31 protein-coding genes are annotated in these 24,848 nt (G+C 71.4%); 5 read left to right on the forward strand and 26 right to left on the reverse strand.

All coding sequences use genetic code 11. The features are described from left to right. The first annotated feature begins 14 nt into the window (after positions 1 to 14). The gene (gene coaA, locus BQ6202_RS00690; protein WP_072312754.1) at positions 15 to 947 is read left to right on the forward strand and encodes a type I pantothenate kinase; all 933 of its coding nucleotides are present in this window, start codon (positions 15 to 17) and stop codon (positions 945 to 947) included. A 12-nt stretch (positions 948 to 959) separates the two neighbouring features. Here coaA and BQ6202_RS00695 read toward each other — a convergent pair whose 3' ends face one another. Then, entirely contained in the window at positions 960 to 1,913 is a 954-nt protein-coding gene (locus BQ6202_RS00695) for an EamA family transporter (protein WP_072312755.1), read from the reverse strand. A gap of 102 nt (positions 1,914 to 2,015) precedes the next feature. On the opposite strand from BQ6202_RS00695, the gene BQ6202_RS00700 reads away from it, so the two are divergent. Further along, positions 2,016 to 2,549 carry a CGNR zinc finger domain-containing protein gene (locus BQ6202_RS00700; protein WP_143143605.1) on the forward strand — a complete coding sequence of 178 codons (534 nt, stop codon included), beginning with the start codon at positions 2,016 to 2,018 and terminating at the stop codon, positions 2,547 to 2,549. A gap of 109 nt (positions 2,550 to 2,658) precedes the next feature. Further along, a complete protein-coding gene (locus tag BQ6202_RS00705) occupies positions 2,659 to 4,029 on the forward strand; it encodes an APC family permease (RefSeq protein ID WP_072312757.1) in 1,371 nt (456 codons plus the stop codon). A 69-nt stretch (positions 4,030 to 4,098) separates the two neighbouring features. Here BQ6202_RS00705 and glmM read toward each other — a convergent pair whose 3' ends face one another. From glmM to BQ6202_RS00725, 4 genes are all read right to left on the reverse strand, one after another. Further along, entirely contained in the window at positions 4,099 to 5,451 is a 1,353-nt protein-coding gene (gene glmM / locus BQ6202_RS00710) for a phosphoglucosamine mutase (RefSeq protein WP_072312758.1), read from the reverse strand. Positions 5,452 to 5,454: 3 nt separating this feature from the next. Beyond that, on the reverse strand, positions 5,455 to 5,934 hold the full coding sequence (gene rpsI, locus BQ6202_RS00715; RefSeq protein ID WP_072312759.1) for a 30S ribosomal protein S9: 480 nt from the start codon (positions 5,932 to 5,934) through the stop codon (positions 5,455 to 5,457). A gap of 20 nt (positions 5,935 to 5,954) precedes the next feature. Further along, entirely contained in the window at positions 5,955 to 6,401 is a 447-nt protein-coding gene (rplM, locus tag BQ6202_RS00720) for a 50S ribosomal protein L13 (RefSeq protein WP_072312760.1), read from the reverse strand. 192 nt (positions 6,402 to 6,593) lie between these two features. Next, complete coding sequence (locus BQ6202_RS00725; RefSeq protein ID WP_072312761.1) at positions 6,594 to 8,018, reverse strand: coiled-coil domain-containing protein; 1,425 nt, start codon at positions 8,016 to 8,018, stop codon at positions 6,594 to 6,596. Positions 8,019 to 8,125: 107 nt separating this feature from the next. On the opposite strand from BQ6202_RS00725, the gene BQ6202_RS00730 reads away from it, so the two are divergent. After that, on the forward strand, positions 8,126 to 8,785 hold the full coding sequence (locus BQ6202_RS00730; protein ID WP_072312762.1) for an HAD hydrolase-like protein: 660 nt from the start codon (positions 8,126 to 8,128) through the stop codon (positions 8,783 to 8,785). Here BQ6202_RS00730 and truA read toward each other — a convergent pair. Next, complete coding sequence (gene truA / locus BQ6202_RS00735; RefSeq protein WP_072312763.1) at positions 8,775 to 9,587, reverse strand: tRNA pseudouridine(38-40) synthase TruA; 813 nt, start codon at positions 9,585 to 9,587, stop codon at positions 8,775 to 8,777. The genes BQ6202_RS00730 and truA overlap by 11 nt on opposite strands. Before the next feature lie 57 nt (positions 9,588 to 9,644). Here truA and BQ6202_RS00740 point away from each other — a divergent pair, with 57 nt between their 5' ends. Next, a complete protein-coding gene (locus BQ6202_RS00740) occupies positions 9,645 to 11,426 on the forward strand; it encodes a glycoside hydrolase family 15 protein (protein WP_072312764.1) in 1,782 nt (593 codons plus the stop codon). An 83-nt stretch (positions 11,427 to 11,509) separates the two neighbouring features. Here the strand turns inward: BQ6202_RS00740 and rplQ are convergent, their stop codons facing one another. From rplQ to BQ6202_RS00840, 20 genes are all read right to left on the reverse strand, one after another. Then, complete coding sequence (rplQ, locus tag BQ6202_RS00745; RefSeq protein ID WP_072312765.1) at positions 11,510 to 12,163, reverse strand: 50S ribosomal protein L17; 654 nt, start codon at positions 12,161 to 12,163, stop codon at positions 11,510 to 11,512. A gap of 36 nt (positions 12,164 to 12,199) precedes the next feature. Continuing rightward, positions 12,200 to 13,189, reverse strand: a complete 990-nt coding sequence (locus tag BQ6202_RS00750; RefSeq protein ID WP_072312766.1) for a DNA-directed RNA polymerase subunit alpha — start codon at positions 13,187 to 13,189, stop codon at positions 12,200 to 12,202. A gap of 98 nt (positions 13,190 to 13,287) precedes the next feature. Further along, positions 13,288 to 13,686 (reverse strand): 30S ribosomal protein S11, encoded by a 399-nt coding sequence (gene rpsK, locus BQ6202_RS00755; protein WP_072312767.1) that lies wholly within the window; start codon positions 13,684 to 13,686, stop codon positions 13,288 to 13,290. Positions 13,687 to 13,708: 22 nt separating this feature from the next. Next, positions 13,709 to 14,086: a 30S ribosomal protein S13 gene (rpsM, locus tag BQ6202_RS00760; RefSeq protein ID WP_072312768.1), complete on the reverse strand. Its 378-nt coding sequence runs from the start codon at positions 14,084 to 14,086 to the stop codon at positions 13,709 to 13,711. A gap of 149 nt (positions 14,087 to 14,235) precedes the next feature. Beyond that, positions 14,236 to 14,349 (reverse strand): 50S ribosomal protein L36, encoded by a 114-nt coding sequence (gene rpmJ, locus BQ6202_RS00765; protein WP_056734976.1) that lies wholly within the window; start codon positions 14,347 to 14,349, stop codon positions 14,236 to 14,238. A gap of 63 nt (positions 14,350 to 14,412) precedes the next feature. Next, entirely contained in the window at positions 14,413 to 14,634 is a 222-nt protein-coding gene (infA, locus tag BQ6202_RS00770) for a translation initiation factor IF-1 (protein ID WP_072312769.1), read from the reverse strand. Between the two features lie 127 nt (positions 14,635 to 14,761). Next, entirely contained in the window at positions 14,762 to 15,664 is a 903-nt protein-coding gene (locus tag BQ6202_RS00775; protein ID WP_072312770.1) for a BtaA family protein, read from the reverse strand. Positions 15,665 to 15,670: 6 nt separating this feature from the next. Then, on the reverse strand, positions 15,671 to 16,789 hold the full coding sequence (locus BQ6202_RS00780) for a mannitol-1-phosphate 5-dehydrogenase (RefSeq protein WP_072312771.1): 1,119 nt from the start codon (positions 16,787 to 16,789) through the stop codon (positions 15,671 to 15,673). After that, the gene (locus BQ6202_RS00785) at positions 16,789 to 17,220 is read right to left on the reverse strand and encodes a PTS mannitol transporter subunit IIA (protein ID WP_072312772.1); all 432 of its coding nucleotides are present in this window, start codon (positions 17,218 to 17,220) and stop codon (positions 16,789 to 16,791) included. The genes BQ6202_RS00780 and BQ6202_RS00785 overlap by 1 nt, the downstream gene beginning before the upstream one ends. 7 nt (positions 17,221 to 17,227) lie before the next feature. Next, positions 17,228 to 18,805, reverse strand: a complete 1,578-nt coding sequence (locus tag BQ6202_RS00790; protein ID WP_072312773.1) for a PTS mannitol transporter subunit IIBC — start codon at positions 18,803 to 18,805, stop codon at positions 17,228 to 17,230. A gap of 46 nt (positions 18,806 to 18,851) precedes the next feature. Continuing rightward, positions 18,852 to 19,106, reverse strand: a complete 255-nt coding sequence (locus BQ6202_RS00795; RefSeq protein ID WP_072312774.1) for an HPr family phosphocarrier protein — start codon at positions 19,104 to 19,106, stop codon at positions 18,852 to 18,854. A gap of 79 nt (positions 19,107 to 19,185) precedes the next feature. Next, positions 19,186 to 19,941, reverse strand: a complete 756-nt coding sequence (locus BQ6202_RS00800) for a hypothetical protein (RefSeq protein ID WP_143143606.1) — start codon at positions 19,939 to 19,941, stop codon at positions 19,186 to 19,188. 47 nt (positions 19,942 to 19,988) lie between these two features. Continuing rightward, the gene (locus BQ6202_RS00805; protein WP_072313157.1) at positions 19,989 to 20,846 is read right to left on the reverse strand and encodes an ABC transporter ATP-binding protein; all 858 of its coding nucleotides are present in this window, start codon (positions 20,844 to 20,846) and stop codon (positions 19,989 to 19,991) included. Between the two features lie 29 nt (positions 20,847 to 20,875). After that, positions 20,876 to 21,514 carry an ABC transporter ATP-binding protein gene (locus BQ6202_RS14660; protein WP_072312776.1) on the reverse strand — a complete coding sequence of 213 codons (639 nt, stop codon included), beginning with the start codon at positions 21,512 to 21,514 and terminating at the stop codon, positions 20,876 to 20,878. Beyond that, positions 21,511 to 22,611 carry a hypothetical protein gene (locus tag BQ6202_RS14665; protein ID WP_072312777.1) on the reverse strand — a complete coding sequence of 367 codons (1,101 nt, stop codon included), beginning with the start codon at positions 22,609 to 22,611 and terminating at the stop codon, positions 21,511 to 21,513. The genes BQ6202_RS14660 and BQ6202_RS14665 overlap by 4 nt, the downstream gene beginning before the upstream one ends. Beyond that, positions 22,608 to 23,006, reverse strand: coding sequence for a hypothetical protein (locus BQ6202_RS00820; protein WP_072312778.1), 399 nt, complete (start codon positions 23,004 to 23,006; stop codon positions 22,608 to 22,610). The genes BQ6202_RS14665 and BQ6202_RS00820 overlap by 4 nt, the downstream gene beginning before the upstream one ends. Then, complete coding sequence (locus BQ6202_RS00825; RefSeq protein WP_072312779.1) at positions 22,994 to 23,536, reverse strand: hypothetical protein; 543 nt, start codon at positions 23,534 to 23,536, stop codon at positions 22,994 to 22,996. Before BQ6202_RS00825 ends, BQ6202_RS00820 begins: the two co-directional genes overlap by 13 nt. A gap of 97 nt (positions 23,537 to 23,633) precedes the next feature. Beyond that, on the reverse strand, positions 23,634 to 24,224 hold the full coding sequence (locus BQ6202_RS00830; protein ID WP_072312780.1) for a stage II sporulation protein M: 591 nt from the start codon (positions 24,222 to 24,224) through the stop codon (positions 23,634 to 23,636). 1 nt (position 24,225) lies between these two features. Further along, complete coding sequence (locus tag BQ6202_RS00835) at positions 24,226 to 24,504, reverse strand: uberolysin/carnocyclin family circular bacteriocin (RefSeq protein ID WP_083586794.1); 279 nt, start codon at positions 24,502 to 24,504, stop codon at positions 24,226 to 24,228. Beyond that, the gene (locus tag BQ6202_RS00840; protein WP_072312781.1) at positions 24,504 to 24,788 is read right to left on the reverse strand and encodes a helix-turn-helix domain-containing protein; all 285 of its coding nucleotides are present in this window, start codon (positions 24,786 to 24,788) and stop codon (positions 24,504 to 24,506) included. Before BQ6202_RS00840 ends, BQ6202_RS00835 begins: the two co-directional genes overlap by 1 nt. Positions 24,789 to 24,848 lie beyond the last annotated feature (60 nt).

Below are 24,848 nucleotides of genomic sequence, written 5' to 3' on the forward strand. Positions count from 1 at the left end.
GTAGGCTCCCACCCGTGTCACACCCCATCCAGTCGCCGTTCGTCGAGATCGAGCGGGCCGACTGGGCTCGCCTCTCGCCGCGCACCCCGAACCCGCTCACCGAGGATGAGGTGCGCAGGCTCCGCGGTCTCGGCGACCGGCTCGAGCTGCGCGAGGTGGCAGAGGTCTACCTGCCGCTGTCGCGGCTCGTGAGCCTTTACCAGGAGTCGGCCGCGCGCCTCCACCGCGACACCTACGGCTTCCTGGGCGCGACCGCGCATCCGACCCCCTTCGTCATCGGCGTGGCCGGCTCGGTCGCGGTCGGCAAGTCGACCACGGCCCGGCTGCTCGAGGAGCTGCTGCGGCGCTGGGAGGGCTCGCCCCGCGTCGAGCTCATCACCACGGACGGCTTCCTGCACCCGAACCGCGTGCTCGAGGAGCGCGGGCTGATGGAGCGCAAGGGCTTCCCCGAGTCCTACGACCGACGAGCGCTGCTGGGCTTCGTCTCGCGGGTGAAGTCGGGCGAGGCCGAGGTGCGGGCTCCGGTCTACTCCCACCTCACGTACGACATCGTGCCGGGCGACGAGATCGTGGTGCGCCGGCCCGACATCCTGATCGTCGAGGGCCTCAACGTGCTGCAGCCGCCGCCCGCGGGCTCGCACCTGGCCGTCAGCGACCTGTTCGACTTCTCGATCTACGTGGATGCGCGCACGAGCGCGATCAGGGAGTGGTACATCGACCGCTTCTGGGCGCTCAAGCAGAGCGCGTTCCAGGATCCGCAGTCGTACTTCCACCGCTTCGCGGACATGTCTCGCGAGCGCGCGCGGATCCACTCGGAGGACATCTGGGACTCGATCAACGGCCCGAACCTCGTCGAACACATCCTGCCGACGAGGCCGCGGGCCGACCTCGTGCTGCGCAAGGCCGACGACCACACCATCCGCTCGGTCCTGCTCCGGAAGCTGTGATCGCGACGGCCCCTAGGCTGGCGGGATCCCTCCGACGGTAGCGGGCCCGCGCGTCCGCCGCGGCCTCCCGACCTGCCCGAGCCGCACGAGCAGCACGCCCGCGATGATCGCCGCGGCGCCTGCCCACTGCATCCCCGTCGGGAGGATGGCGAGCAGCAGCGCGGTCCAGAGGATGCCGAACATCGGCTCCGAGTAGCCGACGAAGCTCGCGAGGGTCGCGCCGAGCCGCCGCGCGCCGAGGATGCCGAGCACGTACGAGAAGGCGGTCGCGAGCAGCACGAGCATCAGCATCGCCGCCCACCACGGCACCGTCGCGCCCGCGAGCACCACCGGCGAGGCGTTGGCGGCGAAGGGCAGCAGCCCGGTCGCCGAGGCGAGCCCGAGCACGACCGCGCCCACGATGAGGCCGAGCCCGGCGAGCGCGATGGGCGGCAGCTCCGAGTCGGCCTTGGAGGCGGCGGACCAGTAGCCGGCGTTGCCGACGGCTGCGCCGAGGGCGAGCAGCACCCCGAGCGGGTGGAGCGCTTCGCCGCCGATGCCGGAGACGAGCCCGAGGCCGATGAGCGCCACACCGGCGCCCGCCAGCGTGAGCATCGCGGGCGCCCGGCGAGTGGTCGCCCAGGTGAAGAAGACGAGCAGCACCGGGCCGAGGAACTCGATCAGCAGGGCGAGCGAGGGATCGATGTAGGCGACCGCGGCGAAGAACGCGAGCTGGCAGACAGCGACGGCCAGCACGCCGAGCACCACCACCTCCTTCCACGACCGCAGCACCGCATCCCACCTGCCGCGCAGCAGCAGCAGGGTGGGCGCGAGGAGCACGAGCGCGCCACCGCCGATGCGCAGGAGCGTGACCGCGCCAGCGCTCCAGCCTGCGTCGAGGAGCGCGGACGCGAAGATGCCCGAGAGCGCGAAGGAGGCCGCGCTCGCGAGCGCGAGCGCGAGGCCGACGGGGCGACGAGACGGCATGGTGACCCGCTACTGAGGACGACTACGATCGTGCTCACCACGTCGGGGCACGTTGTCACGACCGTATGGCTTGACGGCCATGAGCACAACCGAGGACGATCCGTGACGCTTCCCCACCCCCGAGAGCTCGTGCGCACCCTGGAGTTCACCGCCGCGCTGTGCAATCGGCGCCGCGAGGGAGCGCTCGACACCGTCGCGGCGCTGAAGGCGATGTGCGCCGACTACCGCTTCCCGGGCGCGAGCGGTGCGACGAGGGCGGATGCGGCGGCCGCCTGGGCGCACCTGCGCACCCTCGAGGCGATGTGGGACGCGGATCGAGACGAGATCGCAGCCACGGCGAACCGGGTCTTCAAGCAGTGCGACGCCCGCCCGCACCTCGTGCGCCACGACGACTTCGACTGGCACCTGCACGGGCTGCCGGCGGGCGCGCCGATCGCTGACGCGATCGCCGTGAACGCGGCCATGGCCCTCGCGGATCTCGTGCGCACCGAGGACACCGCCCGGCTCAAGCGCTGCAGCGACGATCGCTGCCTCCGGATGTTCTTCGACCTCTCGCGCAACCGCTCTCGACGCTTCTGCTCCACGACGTGCCAGTCGCGCACCAACGTCGCCGCCTTCCGGGCCAGGCAGGCCTGACGCCGCGGGGCCCGGCTGCGCGGTGGGTTCGGCACGCTCACGGCCCGGGTCGCGAACCTGTGGAATCGATAGGCGCGCGCTCAGCGAAGCCGTGCCACTCTTAGCGACTATGGCGCAGTCCACAGTCGCAGAACCATCGCCCTCCGGCACGAAGCTCAAGCGCGGGATCACCACCCTCCTGCTCTTCTTCTTCATCGTCGGTGACACGCTCGGCGCAGGCATCTACACACTCGTCGGCACCATCGCGCAGGACGTCGGCGGCGTCATCTGGCTCCCGCTCGGCCTCGCGCTCATCCTGGCGCTGCTGACCGCTGGCACCTACGCCGAGCTGATCACGAAGTACCCGCACGCGGGTGGCGCGGCCAGGTTCGCCGAGCGCGCGTTCAACAAGCCCTTCGTGACCTTCCTCATCGGCTTCCTCATGCTGTCGTCGGGCATCACGACCTCCGCCGCACTGGCCAACGCGTTCGCCGGCGACTACCTGCAGGCGCTGGTGCCGGGCATCCCGACCATCCCGGTCGCGATCGGCTTCATCGCGCTGCTCGTCATCATCAACCTGCGCGGCGTGCGAGAGTCGCTCATCGCCAACGTCGGCGCGACCGTGATCGAGATGACCGGTCTCATCATCATCATCGCGGTCGCCGCGATCGTGTTCGGCTCCGGCGGCGGCGACCCCTCTCGCCTCACGACCTTCGCCGAGGGCGTGCCGCCCATGACGGGCGCGTTCGCAGCCACCATCACCGCCTTCTTCTCGTTCCTCGGCTTCGAGGCTGCGGCGAACATGGCCGAGGAGGTCAAGGACCCCAGCCGCTCCTACCCCCGCGCGCTCTTCGGCGCGATCCTCACCGCGGCGGTCGTCTACCTGGCCATCGCGCTGGGCGCGGCGATCGTGGTGCCGCTCGACCAGCTCGCCAACTCCGAGGGTCCGCTGCTCGAGGTCATCGAGGCCTCCGGCCTCGCCTTCCCGCCGTGGCTCTTCGCCATCATCGCGCTGGTCGCGATCGGCAACGGCGCCCTGCTGTTCATGGTGATGGCATCGCGCGCCACCTACGGCCTGGCCGAGGCCAAGCTGCTGCCGCGCGCCTTCGGCGCGGTGCTCCCGAAGCGCCGCACGCCGTGGGTCTCGATCGTCGTGGTCGGCGTCGTGACGATGGCGATGTCCTTCGTCGGCGACGTCGGCACGCTCGCCGACACCACCGTGCTGCTGCTCGTGCTCGTGTTCATCTCGGCGAACATCTCGGTGCTCGTGCTGAAGAAGGACAAGGTGGCGCACAAGCACTTCACGGCGCCCCGCATCGTCTCGGTGCTCGCGCTCATCGCCTCGGTGGCGCTGCTCACGCAGCAGAGCCTCCAGACCTGGCTGATCGCCGGGTGCTACGTGGTGGTCGGCAGCGTGCTGTTCATCATCGCTCGCGTCGCGCGGCAGCGCGCGATCCGCGCCGGCACCAACGAGCCGACGCGCAGCATCCCGCTCGAGTGATGCACGCAGCGAGAGGGGCGGGGATCCAGTGGATCCCCGCCCCTCTCGTCGTTCGCTGCGAAGTCGTGCTCAGGCGCTGACGCTCAGCTCAGCTCGCACGAGGTCGGCGAGCTCGTCGGCGATGGTCTCGGCGATGTGCTGCTCGGAGGCCTCGACCATGACGCGCACGATCTTCTCGGTGCCCGAGGGGCGCAGCAGCACGCGGCCCTGCTCACCGAGCTCAGCCTCCGCGCGCGCGACGGCGTCGGCGATCGGCTGGTTGCCGCGAAGGCCGAGCCTGTCGACGCCGGTGACGTTGATGAGCACCTGCGGGAAGACCTGCATCACCGCGGCCAGCTCGCTGAGCGACTTGCCGGTGCGCGCCATCTCTGCGGCGATCTGCAGGCCGGTGAGGATCCCGTCGCCCGTGGTGGCGTGCGCCGAGAAGATGATGTGGCCCGACTGCTCGCCGCCGAGCGAGAGGTCGTACTCACGGAGCGCTTCGAGCACGTAGCGGTCGCCGACGGCCGTCTGGACGAGCGAGATGTCGTGCTCGTCCATCGCGACCTTCAGCCCCAGGTTCGACATCACGGTCGCGACGAGGGTGTCGTCGGCCAGCAGGCCGCGCCGCTTGGTCGCGACGGCGAGGATCGCCATGATCTGGTCGCCGTCGACGACGGTGCCCTGCGCGTCGATCGCCAGGCAGCGGTCGGCGTCGCCATCGTGGGCGATGCCGAGGTCGGCGCCCGACGAGACGACGAGCTCGCGCAGCTGCTCGAGGTGGGTCGAGCCGACCTCGCGGTTGATGTTGATGCCGTCGGGGTCGTTGCCCATCACGGTCACCCGTGCCCCGGCGTCGGCGAAGGCCTGCGGGCTCACGCCCGCAGCCGCCCCGTGCGCGCAGTCGAGCGCGACGTGCAGCCCCTCGAGGCTGACGTCGAGCGTGCCGAGCAGGTGCACGAGGTAGCGGTCCTCGGCGTCGGCGAAGCGACGGATGGTGCCGACCTCGCTGCCGATCGGGCGCAGCGGAGGCCCGCCGAGCGCCGTCTCGATCTCGTCCTCGACCGCGTCGGGCAGCTTGCGGCCGCCCGTCGCGAAGAACTTGATGCCGTTGTCCGGCGCCGGGTTGTGCGAAGCCGAGACCATGACGCCGAAGTCGGCGTGGATGCTCGCCACCAGGTAGGCGGCGGCCGGCGTCGGGATCACCCCGGCGTCGAGCACGTCGACACCGCTCGAGGCGAGGCCCGCCGAGACGGCGGCGGCGATGAACTCACCCGACACGCGCGGATCGCGCGCGACGACGGCAACAGGGCGCCGCCCATCCTGCCGGGCGTGACGCCCGAGCACGAGAGCGGCGCCCTGTGCGAGCGCCATCGCCGATTCCGCCGTGATGTCGAGGCCTGCCAGACCCCGAACCCCATCCGTGCCGAACAGGCGCGACATGGATCAGCGCTTCGAGTACTGCGGCGCCTTGCGAGCCTTCTTGAGGCCGGCCTTCTTGCGCTCGATGACGCGAGCGTCGCGCGAGAGGAATCCGGCCTTCTTGAGCTCCGGGCGGTTGTTCTCGACGTCGATCTCGTTGAGCGCACGAGCGATGCCGAGACGCAGCGCGCCGGCCTGGCCCGAGGGGCCGCCGCCCGAGATGCGGGCGATCACGTCGTAGCTGCCCGTGAGCTCGAGGAGCGTGAACGGGTCGTTGATCAGCTGCTGGTGCAGCTTGTTCGGGAAGTAGTCCTCGAGCGAGCGGCCGTTCACGGTGAACGAGCCGGAGCCGGGGCTCAGGCGCACGCGGGCGATGGCCTGCTTGCGACGGCCGACGGCCTGGCCGCCGATGTTGACGACGCGGGGCGCCTTGGGAGCCTCAGCTGCCGGCGTCTCGGTCGAGAAGCTCTCGGGAGCCTCGATGGAGTCTGCGATCTTCGCCATGTCTGGTGTCTCCTCGCGCCCTACTGGGCGACCTGGTCGAACGTGTAGGGGGTCGGCTGCTGCGCCGCGTGCGGGTGCTCGGGGCCTGCGTAGACCTTGAGCTTCTTGATCTGAGCGCGGCCGAGCGAGTTCTTCGGCAGCATGCCGCGGATCGCCTTCTCGACGGTGCGCACAGGCCAGCGCTCGAGCATCTCTGCGTAGTTGGTGGCCTTGAGGCCGCCCGGGTAGCCCGAGTGGCGGTAGGCGACCTTCTTGAGCAGCTTCTGGCCCGTGAGCGCCACCTTGTCGGCGTTCACGATGATGACGAAGTCGCCCATGTCCATGTGGGGGGCGAACGTCGGCTTGTGCTTGCCGCGGAGCATGGCAGCCGCGTGGCTTGCCAGGCGGCCGAGCACCACGTCGGTGGCGTCGATGACGATCCAGTTGTGCTGGACGTCCGCCGCCTTGGGCGAATACGTGCGAGTCATTGATGCCTCACTGATCGAATGGATGGTCGTGAATCCCACTCCGAGGTGTTCTGCTCGCGATGCGGCGAGAACGATCCGGTGGAGGGCTCATTCGGGCACGCGCAGGCTGCACGCACCAAGGATCGAGCATACTCGCGCGGAACCGCGGCGGTCAAGCCCCGAACCACGGCGATCCGGGTCCGAGGGGCGGGATCAGCGGTCGATCGAGGGGTCGTAGGCCTCGTCATCCTCGTGCCACACGACCTCGATGACCTCCTCGCGCGTCGCCGGCTCCTCGACCGGCTCGCCCTCGAGCGCCTGGTCGACCTGCAGGGTGAGATCGGCGAGCGGATCCTCGTCAGCGGCGGATGCGCTGTGCGAGTCGGGGACGACGACGCGGTCCTCGGCGGCCACAGCGGGCACGCCCGCCCCTGCCGGCTCCTCCCCCGAGCGCTGCCCGTCGGGGGCCGCCGCGCCGGGCGTCGCAGCGCCCGCCGCGCCCGCGGAGGACCAGGTGCGCGGGTCGGCGGCGTCCGCGACGTGCATGAGCGACTGCACCTCCGCCATGAAGCCGTTCAGCTGCGTCTGCTGGTAGCGCAGCGACCGCGTGCGGTCCTCGGCATCGCGCAGCACATCCTTCGTGTGCTTCGTCACCGCGTCGACGATGGCCTGCGAGCGCTGCCGCGCCTCGTCGAGCATCGACGACGCGCGCGCCTTCGCGCTCGCCTCGATCTGCGCCGCCTGCGCCTTCGACAGCTGCTCGTAGGCCTCCGACTGCTCGGCGACGTGCGTGGCGTGCGCGAGCGCCGACGCGACCTTCTCGTTGGCGTCGGCCGTGATGCGCTCCGCGTGCGCGACCGCCTGGCTGTGCAGGCGCAGGAACTCCTGCTGCGCGTCGTCCTGGCGGCGCGTGATCGCGGCGTCGAGCTCGATCCGCCGCGCCTTCGCCTCGCGCACGATGCGGTCGGCGTCGAGCTTCAGGTCGTCGGTCTCGCGCTGCACCTGCGCGCGCATCGCGGCGGCTGCGCGCTCGGCCTCGCCCAGCAGCACCTGCGCCTCGCGGTCGGCCTGCGACACCTTCTCGCCCAGCGAGCCGAGCTCGATCTCGACGCGCGCCCGGTGGGCGGTCTGCTCGGTCTCGCTGCGGCGGCGGGTGAGCTCCGCCTCGTGCTGCGCCTCCTGCAGCACGCGAGCCGCCTCCTCCTGCGCATCCCGGCGGATGCGGTCGCGCTCCTCGTTGGCGTCGTCGAGGATCCGCTCCGATGCGTTCGACGCGTTCGTGACGAGCGTCGAGGCCTGATCCTCGGCGACCCGCAGGATCTCGGCGAAGCGCACGCGTGTCTGCCGGCCCTCCTCCGCATCCCCCGCATCCGTCGCCTCGTCGTCGCCCTCCTCGTCGAGGGTCTGCACCTGCTGCGCGAGGCGCAGCATGCGGGCCTCTGCCTGATCGGCGCGCGCGATGGCCGCGTCGAGGTCCTCGGAGAGGTGCTGGATGCGCGCCTCGGTCGCGATCGCCGCGGCCGAGCTCGCCTGCTCGGCCTGGTCGAGCTCCGCCCGCAGCCCTGCGAGGGCGCCGTCGACCTGCTCGCGGTCGTAGCCGCGGAAGACCTGGTCGAATGCGGGCTGCTGCTCTGACACGTCGTGACCTCCGGCTCGTCGCCGCGCTCCCCGTCGGCGGCGTCCAGTCTAAGCCGCGGGCGAAAGGCCTGGCCAGGCCGATCAGACATCTGGGACGATGGAGGGACATGAATCCCAGCGGCATCATCTTCGACCTCGACGGCACCCTCACCGACTCCAAGCGCGGCCTGCTCGCCAGCCTGCGGCACATGCACGACGCGGTCGGGTGGGAGCAGCCGACGGAGGACGTGCTGCTGCGCTGGCTCGGCCCGCCGCTCGTGACGGTGCTCGCCGAGGAGGGGCGCACCCCCGACGAGATCGACACGGCGCTCCTCGCCTTCCGGCGCAGGATGGCCGACGGCGGCCTCGTCGACTCCACGCTCTACCCGGGCATCGCGCAGCTCATCGCCGAGCTCGACGAGCGAGGCACGCCGCTCGCGGTGGCGACCCACAAGATCCAGCGCGACGCGGAGGCGGTCGTCGAGCACTACGCGCTGCGCCCGCGCTTCCGCGGCGTGCACGGGCGCCTCGACGGCGAGGCCGGCCACTCCAAGGCCGAGGTCATCGCCCGCGCCGCGGCGTCGATCGACCTGCCGCACGCGCAGCTCGTCATGGTCGGCGACCGGGTGAACGACATCGCCTCTGCGCACGAGCTCGGCATGCCCTCGATCGGCGTCGCCTACGGCTACGGCGGGCGCGACGAGCTCGAGGCGGCAGGCGCGACCCGTGTGGTCGACTCCGTCGACGAGCTCGCGGCACTGCTGGCCGGCGAGCGCGTCAGCGGCTGAGGTCGGATGCGCTGCGGCGCGCTCTGGCGCGCTCGGCCTGCAGCGCGAGCTCGGCGTCGGGCGGATAGCCCACCGCCACGAGCGTGAGGCCGTGCGCCGGCATGAGCCCCGTGAGCGCTGAGCGCCGCCGCTCCTCCAGGAGCGCGATCGCCTGCGCGAGCCCGAGCCTGCCCTCCCCCACCCGCACGCACGCGGCGACGAGCGCGCGCACCATCGAGTGGCAGAACGCGTCGGCGGTGAGCGAGGCCGTCAGCACCTCGCCCTCCTCCGCCCACGCGAACGCGCGCAGATCCCGGATCGTCGTCGCACCCTCGCGCGGCTTGCAGAACGCCGCGAAGTCGCGCAGCCCGACGAGTGCTGCCGCCGCTCGCCGCATCGCCTCGACGTCGAGCGCCTGCGGCACGTGCGCCGCGGTGCGCCGCTCGAGCGGGTCACCGGCGGGGCTCGCGACGATCCGGTAGCGGTAGGAGCGCGAGACGGCCGAGAAGCGGGCATCGAACCCCTCTGGCGCCGCGCCCACCTGCCGCACCACGAGGTCACCCTCCGGCGCCGCGAGCCTCGACAGCCGGCGCGCGAGCTGCGGCACGATCGCGATGCGCTCCGGCACGTCTGCGTGGGCCACCTGACCGCTCGCGTGCACCCCCGCATCCGTGCGCCCCGCGACCGTCACCCGCACCGGCTCGCGCGCGATCGTCGACAGCGCCCGCTCGAGCTCGCCCTGGCAGGTGCGGAGCCCCGGCTGCACCGCCCAGCCGGCGAACCCGCCGCCATCGTAGGCGAGGTCGAGGCGCATGCGAGGCATGCCGCAAGCCTATTGATGCGGAGACTGCGCCCAGCCCGCGCGGCTAGCCTCGCCGGGATGCCTACTCCCACTCCCATCGAGGACTACGCCCTGATCGGCGACCGCACCACCGCTGCGCTCGTCGGTCGCGATGGCTCGATCGACTGGCTCTGCCTGCCGCACTTCGACTCCCCCGCGTGCTTCGCCGCACTGCTCGGCGACCGCGAGCACGGCCACTGGCGCATCGGCCCCATCGGGCCGGCGACGTCGACCCGCCGCTACCTGCCCGGCAGCCTCGTGCTCGAGACGACGCACGAGACGCCGACCGGCACGGTGACGGTGACGGATGCGATGCCCACGGGTGATGGGCGCGCCGACGTCGTGCGCGTCATCACCGGCGTCAGCGGCGAGGTCGAGCTCGAGCAGAGCCTCGTGGTGCGCTTCGGCTACGGCAGCGTGCCGCCCTGGTTCCGCCGCATGGAGGAGGACGGCGCCGAGATCCTCGTCGCCATCGCCGGCCCGGACCGCCTGGTGCTGCGCGGGCCGCAGCTGCCCCTCGCCGACGACCACCGCCACCGCTCGAGCTTCACCGTGCGCGAGGGCGACCGCGTCGTGCTCGACCTGGCCTGGCAGCACTCCTGGCTGCCGCTCGCTGCGCCGGTGGGAGAGTCCGAGATCGTCGCGACCACCATCGCCGAGTCGTCCGAGTGGCTGCGCGCCCTCGAGTACGACGGCCCCTACCTCGAGGCGGTGCGCACGAGCGTGCTCGTGCTGCGCGCGCTCACCGACGAGGTCACTGGCGGCATCCTGGCGGCGCCGACGACCTCGCTGCCGGAGGACCCCGGTGGCGAGCGCAACTGGGACTACCGCTTCACGTGGCTGCGCGACGCATCCCTCACCGTCGACGCGATGCTCGCGGTGCGCCTGAGCGGCAAGGTCGCGCTGTGGCGCGACTGGCTGCTGCGCGCGATCGCCGGCGACCCGCAGGACATGCGGATCATGTATCGCCGCGACGGCGGCCGCGAGCTGCCCGAGCTCGAGCTCGACCACCTCCCGGGGTACGGCGGCGCCCGGCCGGTGCGCGTCGGCAACGGCGCGGCGGAGCAGCGCCAGCACGACGTGCTGGGGCAGCTGATGCTGACACTGCAGCGTCTGCGGCAGCTCGGCCTCGACGACTCCCAGGACTCCTGGAACATGCAGCGCGCGCTCCTCAACGAGCTCGCCACGCACTGGCAGAAGCCCGACCAGGGTTTGTGGGAGATGCGCGGCGAGCCGCAGATGTTCACCCACTCGCGCGCGATGATGTGGGCCGCCTTCGACTGCGGCGTGCGAGCCGTCGAGCAGGACGGCTGCCATGCCGACACCGAGCAGTGGATCCAGATCAGGGATGCGCTGCGCGAGGAGGTGCTGACGCGCGGCTTCGACGAGACCACCGGCTCGTTCCGACAGCACTACGCCACCAGCGAGGTGGATGCCTCGCTGCTGCAGCTCCCGACCATCGGCATCGTCGCGGCCGACGATCCGCGCTTCCTCGGCACCATCGCTCGCATCGAGCAGGAGCTGCTCGTCGACGGCATCCCGCTGCGCTACCGCACGACGGGTGTCGACGGGCTCTCCGGCGACGAGCACCCGTTCGTCCTGTGCGGCTTCTGGCTCGTCACCGCCTACGCTCAGGCGGGCCGGCTCGACGACGCGACCGCGCTCATGGATCGCCTGGTGGCGCTCAGCAACGACGTGGGTCTCTTCGCCGAGGAGGTCGACCCGGCCACCGGCCACCACTGGGGCAACTTCCCGCAGGCCTTCTCGCACCTGGGCTTGGTGCTCGCGGCGACCGAGATCGCCAAGGCCTCAGCCGCCTGATCCGGTGCGCGGTCCGCGACCGGACGCGACACGACGAAGGGGCTCCGCGCGATGCGGAGCCCCTTCGTCGTCAGGCGACGTGCTTACTTGCCGTCGCGCTGCGTGTTCTCGGTCGAGGCAGCCTGGGTCGCGGCGTCCTGCGCCACGTCCTGTGCCTCTGCGGCCTCGGCGTTCGCGGCCTCGGCAGCGGCCTCGTCGGCCGCGACCTCTGCCTCGGGCGCCTGCTCGGTGACCTCGGTCTCCGTGGCCTCCGTCTCAGCCTCGGGCGCCTCGGTCTCCTCGACCTCGGCGTCAGCGGCCGTGGCCTCAGCGGCCTCCTGGTCGGCAGCAGCCGACTGCGCAGCAGCGGCGGCCTTCGACTTCGACGCCTTCTTCTGCACCGGCTCGAGCACGAGCTCGATCTGCGCCATGGGGGCGTTGTCGCCCTTGCGGAAGCCGAGCTTCGTGATGCGGGTGTAGCCGCCCTCGCGCTCGGCGACGAGCGGAGCGATCTCGGTGAAGAGCTCGTGCACGACGCCCTTGTCGCCGATCACGGCGAGCACGCGACGACGAGCGTGCAGGTCGCCGCGCTTGGCGAAGGTGACGAGGCGCTCAGCGATCGGGCGGAGGCGCTTGGCCTTCGTCTCGGTCGTCTTGATCGACTTGTGCGTGAAGAGCGCAGCCGCGAGGTTCGCGAGCAGCAGGCGCTCGTGCGCAGGACCGCCTCCGAGGCGGGGACCCTTGGTGGGCTTGGGCATGGTTCGTATCCCTCTAGTTCTTCAGTCGGCCCGCGTTCAGCGAGCGTCCTCGTCGTAACCGCTGTAGAAGTGGGCGCCGTCGAAGCCGGGCACCGCGTCCTTGAGGGACAGGCCGAGCTCGACGAGCTTGTCCTTGACCTCGTCGACCGACTTCTGGCCGAAGTTGCGGATGTTCATCAGCTGCGTCTCGCTCAGCGCCACCAGCTCGGACACCGTGTTGATGCCCTCGCGCTTGAGGCAGTTGTACGAGCGCACGGACAGGTCGAGCTCCTCGATCGGGGTCGCGAGCTCGCCGGAGCCGATGGCCTCGGCCGGAGCCTGACCAATCTCGATGCCCTCGGCCTCGGCGTTCAGGTCGCGCGTCAGGCCGAACAGCTCGACGAGCGTGCGGCCGGCCGAAGCGATGGCGTCGCGCGGCGTGATCGACGGCTTCGCCTCCACGTCGACGACGAGCGAGTCGAAGTCGGTCCGCTCACCGGCACGCGTCGCCTCGACGCGGTAGGTGACCTTGAGCACGGGCGAGTAGATCGAGTCGATCGGGATGACGCCGGCCTCGGCGAACTCGTCGCGGTTCTGCGCTGCAGAGACGTAGCCGCGGCCGCGCTCGATCGTGAGCTCCAGCTGCAGCTTCGCCGAGTCGTTCAGCGTCGCGAGCACGAGCTCGGGGTTGTGGAGCTCGACACCGGCCGGAGCCGTGATGTCGGCGGCCGTCACCGTGCCCGCGCCCTGGCGCGAGAGGTAGGCGACGACGGGCTCGTCGTGCTCGGACGAGACGACGAGGCGCTTGATGTTCAGGATGATCTCGGTGACGTCCTCCTTGACACCGGCGATCGTCGAGAACTCGTGGAGCACGCCGTCCAGGCGGATGCTGGTGACAGCAGCGCCGGGGATCGACGAGAGGAGGGTGCGGCGGAGCGAGTTGCCGAGGGTGTAGCCGAAGCCAGGCTCGAGCGGCTCGATCGTGAACCGCGAGCGGTGCTCGGAGACGATCTCCTCGGTGACAGTGGGGCGCTGGGCGATCAGCACGTGTCGGTTCCTTTCGGTCGCGAGTCCGCTATATGACTCGCGTGTTCAATGACGGCGGATGGCCGGGCAGGGGTGAGCCCCCTGCCCGGCGGGAACGACTAGTTGCGGCGCGGCTTCGGCGGGCGAACGCCGTTGTGGGCCTGCGGCGTCACGTCGTGGATCGCGCCGATCTCGAGGCCAGCGGCCTGGAGCGAGCGGATCGCCGTCTCACGGCCCGAGCCTGCGCCCTTGACGAAGACGTCGACCTTCTTCATGCCGTGGTCCTGCGCCTGGCGAGCGGCCGACTCGGCGGCGAGCTGAGCGGCATACGGGGTCGACTTGCGCGAGCCCTTCATGCCGACGCCGCCACCCGAGACCTGCGAGACGACGGCCCCGGTGGTGTCGGTGATCGAGACGATCGTGTTGTTGAACGTCGACTTGATGTGGGCGTGGCCCACGGCGATGTTCTTCTTGTCCTTCTTGCGCGGCTTGCGGACCGCGGACTTGGGAGCTGCCATGTTGTTCTACCCTCCACGCGGCCTAGCGGCCGGCCTTCTTCTTGCCGGCGACCGTCTGCTTCTTGCCCTTGCGGGTGCGCGCGTTCGTCTTGGTGCGCTGGCCGCGGACGGGGAGGCCGCGGCGGTGGCGGATGCCCTCGTACGAGCCGATCTCGACCTTGCGACGGATGTCGGCGGTCACCTCGCGGCGGAGGTCGCCCTCCACCTTGAACGTGCCCTCGATGTGGTCGCGGAGCGTGACGAGCTGCTCGTCCGTGAGGTCCTTGACGCGAGTGTTGCGGTCGATGCCGGTGGCCTCGAGCGTCTGGATCGACCGGGTGCGGCCGACGCCGAAGATGTACGTCAGTGCGATCTCCACGCGCTTCTCGCGCGGGATGTCGACACCTGCGATGCGTGCCATCGTGTGTCTCCTAAGGAGTGGATGAGAGGTATGGAGCAGCGGAGGTGCCTGGGCCTCTCCCCAAGGTGTCGCCCTCTTCCGAGGACTCTGACCGCTGCTGTGTGCTGTTGTTCAGTTGTGTCCCGCGCCGGTGGCGCGAGCGCCGGGCGTCAGCCCTGGCGCTGCTTGTGGCGGGGGTTCTCGCAGATGACCATCACGCGACCGTGCCGGCGGATCACCTTGCACTTGTCGCAGATCCTCTTGACGCTGGGGTTGACCTTCATGTTCTCTTCCTCGCTGGCCTCGTGCTCGCGCGGCGCGCGAGCCGTTCCTTGTCCAGCAGCCGGTTACTTGTAGCGGTAGACGATGCGTCCGCGACTGAGGTCGTAGGGGCTGAGCTCCACGATCACTCGGTCCTCCTGGAGGATGCGGATGTAGTTCTGCCGCATCTTGCCGGAGATGTGCGCGAGCACAACGTGTCCGTTCGAGAGCTCGACGCGGAACATCGCATTGGGGAGCGCCTCGATCACCGTGCCTTCGATCTCGATGACGCCGTCTTTTTTGGCCATAGCCTTCTTCTGCAAGTTTCTCGGTTGCCGGTCATGCGAGTGACGTGCGCAGAGGGCGCACGACACCAACGGTCAACTCTACGCGTATCCGGCGCTGACGTGCAAGCCGGGCGTGTCGAGGCGTCGCTCAGCCGGTCGAGCGCTGCACGACGATGCTCCCCCAGAGCATCGCGCGATCGCGCCGCGCGCGCTTCGCCGCGTCGTCATCCATCGTGGTCGCGAAGGAGCGCGCGATCACCGGCCCGCCCGGCACGACGGCACGCAGCGCCGCCTTCCGGAGGTCTCGCACCCAGCGCTCGTCGGCGCCGTCGATGACGTTCGAGAGCGTCACGGCGTCGTAGGCGCCGTGACCGACGCGCTCGAGGTGCTCGAGCAGCGGCTCCTCGATCCAGGTGATCGCGTCGGGCGACACCCTGGGCGGCTGGTGCCCCGGCATCTCCTCGCCGAGCAGCAGCCTCCAGGCGAAGGGGTTCTCCTTCGGCGCGTGCTTGCGCAGCGCTCGGGCGATCCGCCCTCGGATCGCCTCGTCGAAGTGCGGCGGGATCGGCGTGGCGAAGTCGCGCAGGACGAGCGCCGAGAGCGTGCCCGCCGGCCCGAGCATCGTCTTGAGGATCGACGCGAGGGTGCGGTTGTCGAGCCTCGTCTTCCACGCCTCCGCCGCCTTGAGCGGATCGCCCTCCTGCAGGAACTGACGCATCCGCCGCCGCGCCCAGGCCGGGCTCGCCGCCTTGATCATGCCGCGTCCGAGGTCGATGAGGCGCTCGGCGGCGCCCGGCTCGAAGTCCGCGCCCGCGACGCGGCGCCGCGCGTACTGCAGCTGATGGTGGTTGGAGCCGATCGCCGTCACCCGGTGGCCGGCGTCGGCGAGGGCTGCCGCCAGCTCGCCTGCGCCGCCGGAGACGAGCACCCGGCTGGCTGGCGCGAGCTCCTCCAGCTCGATGCGGGGGTCCGACCAGTCCCAGCCGTGCAGCAGTCGCTGCCGGGGGCGCGCGCTCGAGCGCCCCCGGCTCCGAGTGCCGCGGCTCAGCACGCTCGGCTAGCCCTTGGCGGCGGCGACGAGCGCCGTCAGCTCGTCGTGCAGCGCGCCCGGCTCCACGCCGCTCACCTGCTCGACGAACGCGCCCGGCTCGAGCTCGGCGAGCAGCCGCTGCAGCTCGAGGGCCTGCTCGTCGTCGGCGGCATCGAAGCGCAGCGCGGCGGCGTAGGCGGCGACGAGACCGTCGGCGCGCTCCCCGCGCTCGAACAGCTCGACGGCCGGCTGCACGAACCGCTCGTTGCGCGAGAGCTTGCGCAGGGGCTGCCGCCCGATGCGCTCGCAGGTGTCGGGCAGTGCCGGGTTCTCGAAGCGCTCGATCGCGCGCGCCACGTAGGCGGCATGCTCGGCGGCGTCGAAGCCGAACTTCGCCAGCAGCAGCCGGCTGGTGTCGGCGAGCGCTGCCTCGACGGCGGCGCGGATCTCTGGCTCCTGCAGCGCTTCGGCGATCGTCGGGACACCGGCGTTCCAGCCGGCGTATGCGGTCGTCGCGTGACCGGTGTTGACGGTGAAGAGCTTGCGCTCGATGAAGGGGGCGAGGTCGTCGACGAAGTGCGCGTCCGGGATCGTCGGCGCCGCGCCGGCGAACGGCGTGCGGTCGATGGACCACTCGAAGAAGTCCTCCACGACGACGTCGAGACCGGCGGGGTCCTGCGGCGGGATGATGCGGTCGACCGCGGTGTTGGCGAACACCGCGCGCTCCGCCAGCTCCGGCGCTCCTTCGAGCACCCAGTCCCGCAGGGTGTCCGTCGCGCCGATCGCGTTCTCGCACGCCATGACCGCGACCGGGTCGCCCGTGCGCTGCGCGAGCCCCGCTCGGATGACCGGCGCGATGAAGCGCATGACCGTGGGGCCGACGGCGCACGTGACGACGTCGGCCTCAGCCACGGCTCGCGCGGCGCCCTCCGGATCGGCGCTGGAGTCGATGCCGGTGAAGCCCGTGACCGTGTGCACGGTCGCATCCGGCCCGACCTCGCGCACCTGGTACGCATCCGCCGTCTGCAGCATCTCGATCAGCGCTGCGTTGACGTCGACGAAGGTGACCTCGTAGCCGGCGCGGTGCAGGATCAGCCCGACGAAGCCGCGGCCGATGTTGCCCGCGCCGAAGTGGACGGCCCGCATCACTCGTTGACGTCGCCGAGCAGCTCGAGGATCGCTGCGGGATCGGCCGCCTGCTCGAGCTTCGCCACCTCGTCCTCGTCGGCGAACACGATCGCGATCTTGGACAGGATCTCTAGGTGGCCGCCGTCCTTGCCTGCGATGCCGATCACGAACTTCACCGGGTTGCCGTCCCAGTCGATCGGCGTCTCGTAGCGAGCGACGGACAGCGCCGAGTCGAGGATGGAGTCCTTCGACTCGTTCGTGCCGTGCGGGATGGCGAGCAGGTTGCCCATGTACGTGGACACGCTCTGCTCGCGCTCGCGCATGGCGTCCGCGTACTCCGGGGTCACGGCGCCCGCGGCGACGAGCATGTCGGCCGCCTCCTGGATCGCCTCGTCCTTCGTCGAGGCCTTCGGGGTCGTGGTGATCTGCTCGAGGGTGAGGACGGCCATGGTGCTCCTATTCGCTCTGGTTCGACTCGCCGACGAGCTTGACGACGTCGTCGTACTTCGGGCTGTTCATGAAGTTGTCGACCGACACGTGGGTGGCGTGGTCGTTGCGCTGACGAGCGCGGGCGGTGAGGTCCTGGTGCGTGACGATCAGGTCTTCCGTGCCGTCGAGGTTCGCGATCGAGACGTTCGTCACGTCGACGCCCTCGATGCCCGCCTTCTTGATCTTGCTGCGCAGCACGCTCGCGCCCATCGCGCTCGAGCCCATGCCTGCGTCGCACGCGAAGACGATCCTGCGGATCGGCTCGGCCGCGACCGCGGGCTCGTTCGTCTCGACCGCCGTGGCTGCCGCCGCGCCGCCGGCGGCAGCGCCACCCGCCGCGAGGTTCGAGAGGTGCTCGGACTTCCGGCCCTTCGCCGCCTCGGTCTTGGCGATGGCCGCCGAGAGGTCACCGGCGCCCTCGCGCTCGAGGTCCCGCTTGCGCGAGGCGCGCAGGATGACGGCCGCGACCGCGAAGGTGACGGCCGTCGCGATGACGACCGAGAGCAGCACGCCGACGAGGTTGCCGCCGCCGACCAGCGCTGCCTGGACGCCGACCGCGAAGATGCTGCCAGGGGCGGCCGGGCCCGCGAGGCCCGTGCCGAGCAGCATGTTCGTCGCGACGCCCGAGGCGCCGCCGAGCACGAGCGCGATGATGAGCGTCGGCTTCATCAGCGCGTAGGGGAAGTAGACCTCGTGGATGCCGCCCGCGAACGAGATGATCGCGGCGCCCGGTGCGGTCGCCCTCGCTGCTCCGACGCCGAAGACGGCGAAGGCGAGCAGCAGCCCCAGGCCCGGGCCGGGGTTCGCCTCGAGCAGGAACAGGATCGACTTGCCGTCGGTGGCGACGTCGGTCGTGCCCAGTGGCGTGAGGACGCCGTGGTTGATGGCGTTGTTGAGGAAGAAGACCTTCGCGGGCTCGATCAGCAGGGACGCGATCGGCAGCAGGCCCGTCTCGACCAGCCAGCCGACTGCCCCGCCGACGACCGTCATGATCCAGTTGACGACCGGAGCGACGACGTAGAAGCCGAACAGGCCCATGAGGAACGCCACGATGCCGGCCGAGAACATGTTGACGAGCATCTCGAAGCCGGCCTTGACCTTGCCGTCCCACAGCTTGTCGAGCTGCTTCATGACCCAGGCCGACAGCGGGCCGAGGATCATCGCGCCGATGAACATGTGGACCTGGCCGAGCTCCGCGGCACCCTCAGCGGGCGGGTTGGCCTCGTTGAAGGCGGCGATGAGCAGGTCGGAGCCCGCGATCGCGCCCATGACGGCGAACGCGCCGACAACGGCGCCTCGCGTGTCGTACACCATCCGGCCACCGGTGCCGGCGATCAGGATCGGCAGCAGGTAATGGATCGTCGGGCCGACGATGGAGGCGAGGTCGGCGTTCGGGAACGGACCGACATCGATGAAGAGCGCCGTGATGATGCCCCAGGCGATCAGCGCGGGGATGTTGGGCATGATCATGCCAGAGAGGAACGTGCCGAACTTCTGGATGGCGACGCGAGCGCCACCCGAGGTCGGTGCTGCCGTGGTGGTCATCGATGACTCCGTGCTGGGTGGGTGATGCGGGGTGATGCCGAGGTGGTCAGGCGTCGTGGTCGGTCGCGAGCAGCTGCTCGAGCTCGTCGAGCGCCGACTCGTCGTCGGAGTCGATCGTGACCGTGTCGCCCTTGCTGACGCCCAGCGAGATGACCGAGAGGATGCTGGCCGCGTTGACCTGCTTCTCGCCCTTCGTGATCGTGACGGGGCTGCCGGCCTTCGCCGCCGCCTGCGCGAACAGCGAAGCAGGGCGTGCGTGCAGGCCGTTGGCAGACTCGACGGTGACGGTGCGCTCAGCCATGGTGCTCCTTCGAAGATCAGGGCCGGGCGGCCCGTAGTGCGAGTCACGCTACCACCGGCGGGGGTGCGATCCGGTCAACTCAGCGCGGCTGAGCAGCGCGCATCCGGAGCCCCGCCGCGAGCGCCGCCGCGAGCGTGCAGATGGCGATGGTCGCGACGGCGATCGCCAGGGCCTGCGCGGAGATCGGCAGCAGCAGCGCCCCGCCTCCGGCACCCGCCTCGCCGACCGCTCGCAGCGCCTGCCCCGGCAGCGCCCAGCGCGCTGGATCGAGCTGCAGCTGCGCCAGGAGCCCGGCGAGCGCCGGCTCGACAACGACGGGCATGCCCACGCCGACAGCGATCGTCAACAGGGGTGAGCGCGTGGCGTGCGCGAGGCACAGCATCCACAGGCCCCAGATCGCCGTCACGACGACGTGCGCGCTCGCCGCCAGCGCGAACGAGCCTGGGTCGAAGCCTGCGAGCGCTCCCGCGCTCACCGCGGCGACGGTGGCCGCGAGCAGGCCGAGGAGGACGCTCGCCCCGAGCATCGGCACCCCGCCCGCCAGCGCTCGCGGCAGCGCGCGCGGCTCGCTCAGCACCGGCTGCAGCCACCCGCCATCGCGATACGGGCCGGCGATCGCGACCGCGGCGAGCAGCGCCACCGCGATCGGTGTGGCTGCGCCCCTCGAGATGCTCATGGTCGAGAGCTCGAGCGGTTCGACGCCGGAGAGCTGCGTGGCGATGCCGCCGCTCGTGATGCCCCCTGCCAGCGAGCCGACGACGGCGAACACCAGGACCCAGCCCTGCCGTCGCCCCCGCAGCAGGCCGCGCAGCTCGGCCGTCATGCTCGCGCGCATCCTGCGCCACCTCGGCCTCCCAGCCCGGCCGTCGTGCGAGCCCGCGCTCACGGCGCCGCCTCGATCGCCGTCGCGAACGCCGCGCTCAGCGTCGTGCGCCTGGGAGTGAGCTCGGTGACCAGCACTGCGGCGTCGGACGCCACCCTCGCGATCTGCTCGGGTGTCAGCGCCCGGACGGCGACGGCTCCTGATGCGCGCGACCGGACCGTCGCGCCAGCGGCGCGCAGCGCATCCGCGAGCCGGGCTTGATCGAGCGAGCGGACGATCGTGACCTCCGCGGCGCCCGCTCGCAGGAACGGCTCGGCCGCCCCGGCATACCGCACCCTGCCCTCGTGCAGGCACACCACACGATCGAGCAGGGGCTCGATCTCGTCGAGTGCATGGGCAGACAGCAGCACCGCGCCGCCGTCGTCGGCATGCGCGCGCAGCAGCTCGGCCAACCATCGCCTGCCCTCGGGATCGAGCCCGTCGAAGGGCTCGTCGAGCACCAGGATGCCGGGGCTCGCCACGAGTGCTCCGGCGATCGCGAGCCTTCGTCGCATGCCGAGCGAGTAGGCGCGCACCGGCTGGGACACCGCGGTGAGGCCGACGCTCTGGAGCACGCTCGCTGCTGCGGTCGCGTCAGCACCCGCGCGGAGCGCGAGCGTGCGGATGTGCTGCTGCGCGGTCACCCACGGGGCCGCCCCGAGCGAGTCGGGGCAGAACCCGACGGTGCGCAGAGGCTCGTCGAGCTCTGCGTACGGGACGCCCGCCATCCGCGTGCGTCCTCCACCGCGCTCGAGGCCGAGCATGCATCGGATCGTCGTGGTCTTGCCAGAGCCGTTCACACCGATGAAGCCCGTCACCGCGCCCCAGGGTGCGTGGAACGACACCTCGTCGAGGACGACGCGATGGTCGTAGCGCATGCTGAGCTCCTCCACCTCTATCGCCGGTCTCACGCGTGCCCTCCTGCGCTCGGCGACGAGGCTGGCTCCGGCATGGCCACTCGGATAGGCCGCGCACGCCACGAGCGCTGCGCATGATCGACGAGCAGCACGACGCGGGTGGCCGACCATGCCTCGATCCTCGCCGCGAGCCGTGCAGCCGCGGCGGAGTCGAGGCCGAGGAACGGCTCGTCCAGCAGCAGCACGCGCCGGTCGCCCAACGTGGTGAGCGCGTTCCACGCCCGCCGGGCCTCTCCGGTCGACATCCGCCCCGCAGGCTCAGCCAGCAGCGGCCGCAGACCCTCCAGGTCGAGGGCCTGGATCGCCGCGCCCGCTGAGACCCCTGCTGCTCGCGCGAAGAGACCGGCGTGCACGCGAAGCGTCACGGGAGCGAGGAACGAGACGGCGCAGCGAGTGACGGCCCGAGCGCGACGCGCCTCGTCGCTCCCCGCGGGCCAGCCGCCGACGCGGACCGAGCCGGCGCGCGGCAGGAGGGAACCCGCGAGCACATCGATGAGCGTGGACTTCCCCGAACCGTTCAGGCCTTCGACGAGCACGAGCCCCGGCGCGTCGACGCGCAGGTCGGGCAAGGCGACCGCGCGCGCTCGCCCTGGCAGGGTTCCCGCGCCCTGCACCTCGAGCTCGCTCACCGCAGCCGCCGGACGAGCACGACGTGCACGGCGCCCACCAGGACCGCGAGCACCAGCAGCTGGAGCGCGTCTGGCACCTGCTGCGTCGCGACCACCAGCGCGGGCGTCGCGCACGCACCGTAGACGAGCAGCCGCGCGAGCGCGTCCGTCGGGACGGGTTCGAGGATCACCGCGATGCCAGCGGCGAGCAGCGCGCAGCTGACGATCGCACCCGACGGCCACGCGAGTTCCTCGTCGAGCACGCCGCCCAGCACCGCACCGACCGCTGCCCCGACCGGCACCGCGATCAGCAGCAGCCCACCGACGGCGCTCGCGCTCAGCACCCACGGCCGTGCTCCCACCGAGCAGAGCGCCCGGCCGAGCCTGAGGCCGGGCCTCCCATCGAGGAGCAGGACATCGCCGCTGCACCAGACGGCGATCGCGAAGACCGCGAGGTGGACCGCTTGGGCAGGCACAGCCGGAGCGGCCAGCGACTCCTGCACCGCGACCCCAGCGCCGCACAGCGCACACACCGCCGCCAGCTTGGTCGCCGCCCGGACGAGCGGCCGTCGCGCCCATGCGGTTCGCGCGAGTGCTCGAGCCAGGGCGACGGCGGCCAGTGCGCCGACGAGGGTCGCGGAGAGGACGGTCAGCGACGCCGACGACGCACCGCGCACGCCCAGCACGAGGGATGCGAGCAGCCCGACCAGGGCGGCCAGGAGCGCACCGGGTGCCGCTGTGAGCAACGACGCGCGTCGCTCTATCCCGCGCTCGAGGCCGAGCGCGTGCAGCAGCGCGCGCTCCCTCAGCAGCGCAGCGGCCAACCCTGACGGACCGCCGAGCAGCTGGCACAGGCTCGGCAGCACCGCGACCGCCGCGCCCACTGCTGCTGCCACCGCTCCTGCACCCCACGCGCGGGTCGCGGTGTCGAGCGCGACGGCGACCAGGAGAGCGACTCCGCCGCCACCCGTGACGGCAGCGACGACGATCGGCGCGCGGAGCTGCCACAGCAGGGCCGGAGGCAACCATGCGGGCATCGTGCTCACGAGGATGACCTCGACCGTGCGCGCGGCCTCGCCCTGTCGCCATGGGACCCGCATGAGGCCGGGCGCCGTCATCGGCTCGAGCGAGCGGGTCTGCGCTCCCAGCCCATGCCGTGGTAGACGACCGTGAGGATCGAACCGAGGAAGAGGAAGCCCGCGCAGGCCGTCGCCCACTCCACGAGCCCCAGACCGATCGCGGCGGATGCCACGAGGCTGAGCGCCATCGTGGGGATGCCGGTGCCGATCAGGCGCAGCCGGCCGCTGACGATCGCCGGCAGCGCGGCGGCCAGCGCGAGCGCGCCCAGCGCGATCGACAGCGCGGTCGCGAACCAGACGCGACCAGCGGGCAGGTCGGACACCGCGATGCCGGCGAGCACGGCCGCGCTCAGGACGAGGGAGCCCGCCGCCAGCAGCCTGACGCCGGTCGCGGTGTACGGGAAGAGGCCGAACAGCTTGGCTACCCGAGGCACAGCAGCCCCCCGATGATGATCCCGGGAACCGCGGCTCGCAGGTACGCGCGCCACGAGGAGCGCGCAGCGCTGAAGGCAGCAGGGGCCGCCGCGGCGACCACGAGCGCGATGATCCAGAGCGGCCAGGATCGTTCCACGGCCACGACGCCGGACGCCAGGGCCCACGCCTGCTGACCGAGCACGAGGGCACCGTAGACGATCCCGGCGACACCCACTCGAAGCCTTCCACCGATGGCGGCTGGGCCGAGCAGCCGCTCGAGCACGCTCGCGAGCACCGCCAGCAGGACCAGGACGAACAGCTGCAGCGCGAGGGCTCCGACAGCGCCCATGGAGACCGCCATGCCAGCCATGGCCGGATCGTCGAGCTCGGTCACCTGCTCGCTCAGCAGGGTCTCCGCCATCGCGATGGCCGCCGGCAACCGCAGCAGCAGCAGCGCTGCCGCGATGCCGAGGATGATCGCCCAGGCGCCGGCGGACGTCGTTCGCCTGCGCGCGATGGGCTGCGCTTGGGACAGGTGGTCGGTGATCATGGTCCTCCTCAGGAAGGGCACGCGAGGGCGTGCCCTGTACGGGTCGGTCTCGGTCGGATCGGAGCTGCACGGCAGCCGCGCGCCAGCTGGGCCGTCATCAGGTGAGTGCGGAGATTGCCGCGGTCTCGATCGCGGCGCCGAGCAGGATGAGCGCTGCGCCGATCAGCCCGACGCCGAGCGCAGGCGGGATGGCGACGGTGTACCCGTGGGCGAACCGCGCCCGAGGCCGGCCCAGCACCTGGCGGCATGCGTGCACCGTCGGCAGCACGCCTGCCGTCGCTGCCATCACGATGCCGGCGAGCTCGAACACGATGTACGCACTCACGCGATCGAGGGTCAGCGGGAGGCCCAGCGACGCGACGACCGACGCCCCGGTGAAACCGACGATCATCGCGCTGACCGGCAGCGAGAGCAGCGTCGGTATGCCCAGCAGCGGGATGCCTGCGGTCAGCAGCCCCGCGACCGACAGGTTGCGCGCGGCGATGCCCAGGAACGATGGGTCTTCGACCAGCGGGCCGATGTCGACGTCGCCAGCCGCGACTGCCGCGACGTTCAGCGACGTCAGCGCTCCCGATGCCAGCCATGCGACGCAGGCGACGCCGGCGAGCAGCCCGGTCACGAGCGCGGCCGACAGCGCGATCGATCCGCGCATCGTGCGCGCCTTCTCCCCGCCGTCGACCGCGTCCATGTCAGGCGATCGCCACTGCGCGCAGCTTCTTCCTCAGGTATGCGGCCACCACCCCGGCGATTGCGCTGATGACGCCGCCACCGAAGATGGCGATGACGACGGCGAGCGCCGCCCCGCCGATCTCGATCGCCCTGACGATCTGCGACGCTGCCGCGCCGGAGATCCCGAGCGATCCAGCCACCCACGCGAGCGAGAATCCCGCGATCGCGATGCCGACGATGCTGACGGCTGCGGAGGCGCTCCAGACCGCGGCGCGCCCCTTCTTGGTCTTGATCTCCATCATGCTCCTTCTGTGTCTCGCCCGAGCGTCGGGCGCTCGCTCCGCTCGGAGCGAGGTCGGTGCGCGTCGCGTGCGACGGCGGCCTCATCTGCATCCCGCAGGCTGGTCGCGAGGATGCCTGTCAGTCGGGCGACGAGCTCGGGCGACGGGACGACCGCCCCCTGCTCGATGCTGTGCACGATCGATTCCGGGAGCGCGGCTCGCTGGGCGAGCTCGGCTGCGCTGACTCCGGCGCTGCGCCGAAGCGCGGCGAGCGAGGCACCGATGCGCGATTCGACCGTCATGTCGGAAACAGTGCCACGTTTTCCACGCACGCGCCAGGAGTTCTCCACAGTTGGCTCCAG

Origin of the sequence: Agrococcus sp. Marseille-P2731 (assembly GCF_900117395.1) — a bacterium.
Classification (GTDB): domain Bacteria; phylum Actinomycetota; class Actinomycetes; order Actinomycetales; family Microbacteriaceae; genus Agrococcus.

Bases quoted from the DNA above. Each gene is read 5' to 3' on its own strand.
- BQ6202_RS00740 (WP_072312764.1), top strand. From the start codon at position 9,645: ATGCCTACTCCCACTCCCATCGAGGACTACGCCCTGATCGGCGACCGC.
- BQ6202_RS00695 (WP_072312755.1), bottom strand. From the start codon at position 1,913: ATGCCGTCTCGTCGCCCCGTCGGCCTCGCGCTCGCGCTCGCGAGCGCG.
- BQ6202_RS00800 (WP_143143606.1), bottom strand. From the start codon at position 19,941: ATGCGCGCGAGCATGACGGCCGAGCTGCGCGGCCTGCTGCGGGGGCGA.
- truA (WP_072312763.1), bottom strand. From the start codon at position 9,587: ATGCCTCGCATGCGCCTCGACCTCGCCTACGATGGCGGCGGGTTCGCC.
- BQ6202_RS00795 (WP_072312774.1), bottom strand. From the start codon at position 19,106: ATGGCTGAGCGCACCGTCACCGTCGAGTCTGCCAACGGCCTGCACGCA.
- glmM (WP_072312758.1), bottom strand. From the start codon at position 5,451: ATGTCGCGCCTGTTCGGCACGGATGGGGTTCGGGGTCTGGCAGGCCTC.
- BQ6202_RS00830 (WP_072312780.1), bottom strand. From the start codon at position 24,224: ATGGACGCGGTCGACGGCGGGGAGAAGGCGCGCACGATGCGCGGATCG.
- BQ6202_RS00780 (WP_072312771.1), bottom strand. From the start codon at position 16,789: ATGCGGGCCGTCCACTTCGGCGCGGGCAACATCGGCCGCGGCTTCGTC.
- rplM (WP_072312760.1), bottom strand. From the start codon at position 6,401: ATGACTCGCACGTATTCGCCCAAGGCGGCGGACGTCCAGCACAACTGG.
- infA (WP_072312769.1), bottom strand. From the start codon at position 14,634: ATGGCCAAAAAAGACGGCGTCATCGAGATCGAAGGCACGGTGATCGAG.
- BQ6202_RS00730 (WP_072312762.1), top strand. From the start codon at position 8,126: ATGAATCCCAGCGGCATCATCTTCGACCTCGACGGCACCCTCACCGAC.
- rpmJ (WP_056734976.1), bottom strand. From the start codon at position 14,349: ATGAAGGTCAACCCCAGCGTCAAGAGGATCTGCGACAAGTGCAAGGTG.
- BQ6202_RS00825 (WP_072312779.1), bottom strand. From the start codon at position 23,536: ATGATCACCGACCACCTGTCCCAAGCGCAGCCCATCGCGCGCAGGCGA.
- BQ6202_RS00805 (WP_072313157.1), bottom strand. From the start codon at position 20,846: ATGCGCTACGACCATCGCGTCGTCCTCGACGAGGTGTCGTTCCACGCA.
- BQ6202_RS00835 (WP_083586794.1), bottom strand. From the start codon at position 24,504: ATGGAGATCAAGACCAAGAAGGGGCGCGCCGCGGTCTGGAGCGCCTCC.
- BQ6202_RS14665 (WP_072312777.1), bottom strand. From the start codon at position 22,611: ATGACGGCGCCCGGCCTCATGCGGGTCCCATGGCGACAGGGCGAGGCC.
- BQ6202_RS00705 (WP_072312757.1), top strand. From the start codon at position 2,659: ATGGCGCAGTCCACAGTCGCAGAACCATCGCCCTCCGGCACGAAGCTC.
- rpsI (WP_072312759.1), bottom strand. From the start codon at position 5,934: ATGGCGAAGATCGCAGACTCCATCGAGGCTCCCGAGAGCTTCTCGACC.
- BQ6202_RS00785 (WP_072312772.1), bottom strand. From the start codon at position 17,220: ATGGCCGTCCTCACCCTCGAGCAGATCACCACGACCCCGAAGGCCTCG.
- rpsM (WP_072312768.1), bottom strand. From the start codon at position 14,086: ATGGCACGCATCGCAGGTGTCGACATCCCGCGCGAGAAGCGCGTGGAG.
- BQ6202_RS00790 (WP_072312773.1), bottom strand. From the start codon at position 18,805: ATGACCACCACGGCAGCACCGACCTCGGGTGGCGCTCGCGTCGCCATC.
- rplQ (WP_072312765.1), bottom strand. From the start codon at position 12,163: ATGCCCAAGCCCACCAAGGGTCCCCGCCTCGGAGGCGGTCCTGCGCAC.
- rpsK (WP_072312767.1), bottom strand. From the start codon at position 13,686: ATGGCAGCTCCCAAGTCCGCGGTCCGCAAGCCGCGCAAGAAGGACAAG.
- BQ6202_RS00840 (WP_072312781.1), bottom strand. From the start codon at position 24,788: ATGACGGTCGAATCGCGCATCGGTGCCTCGCTCGCCGCGCTTCGGCGC.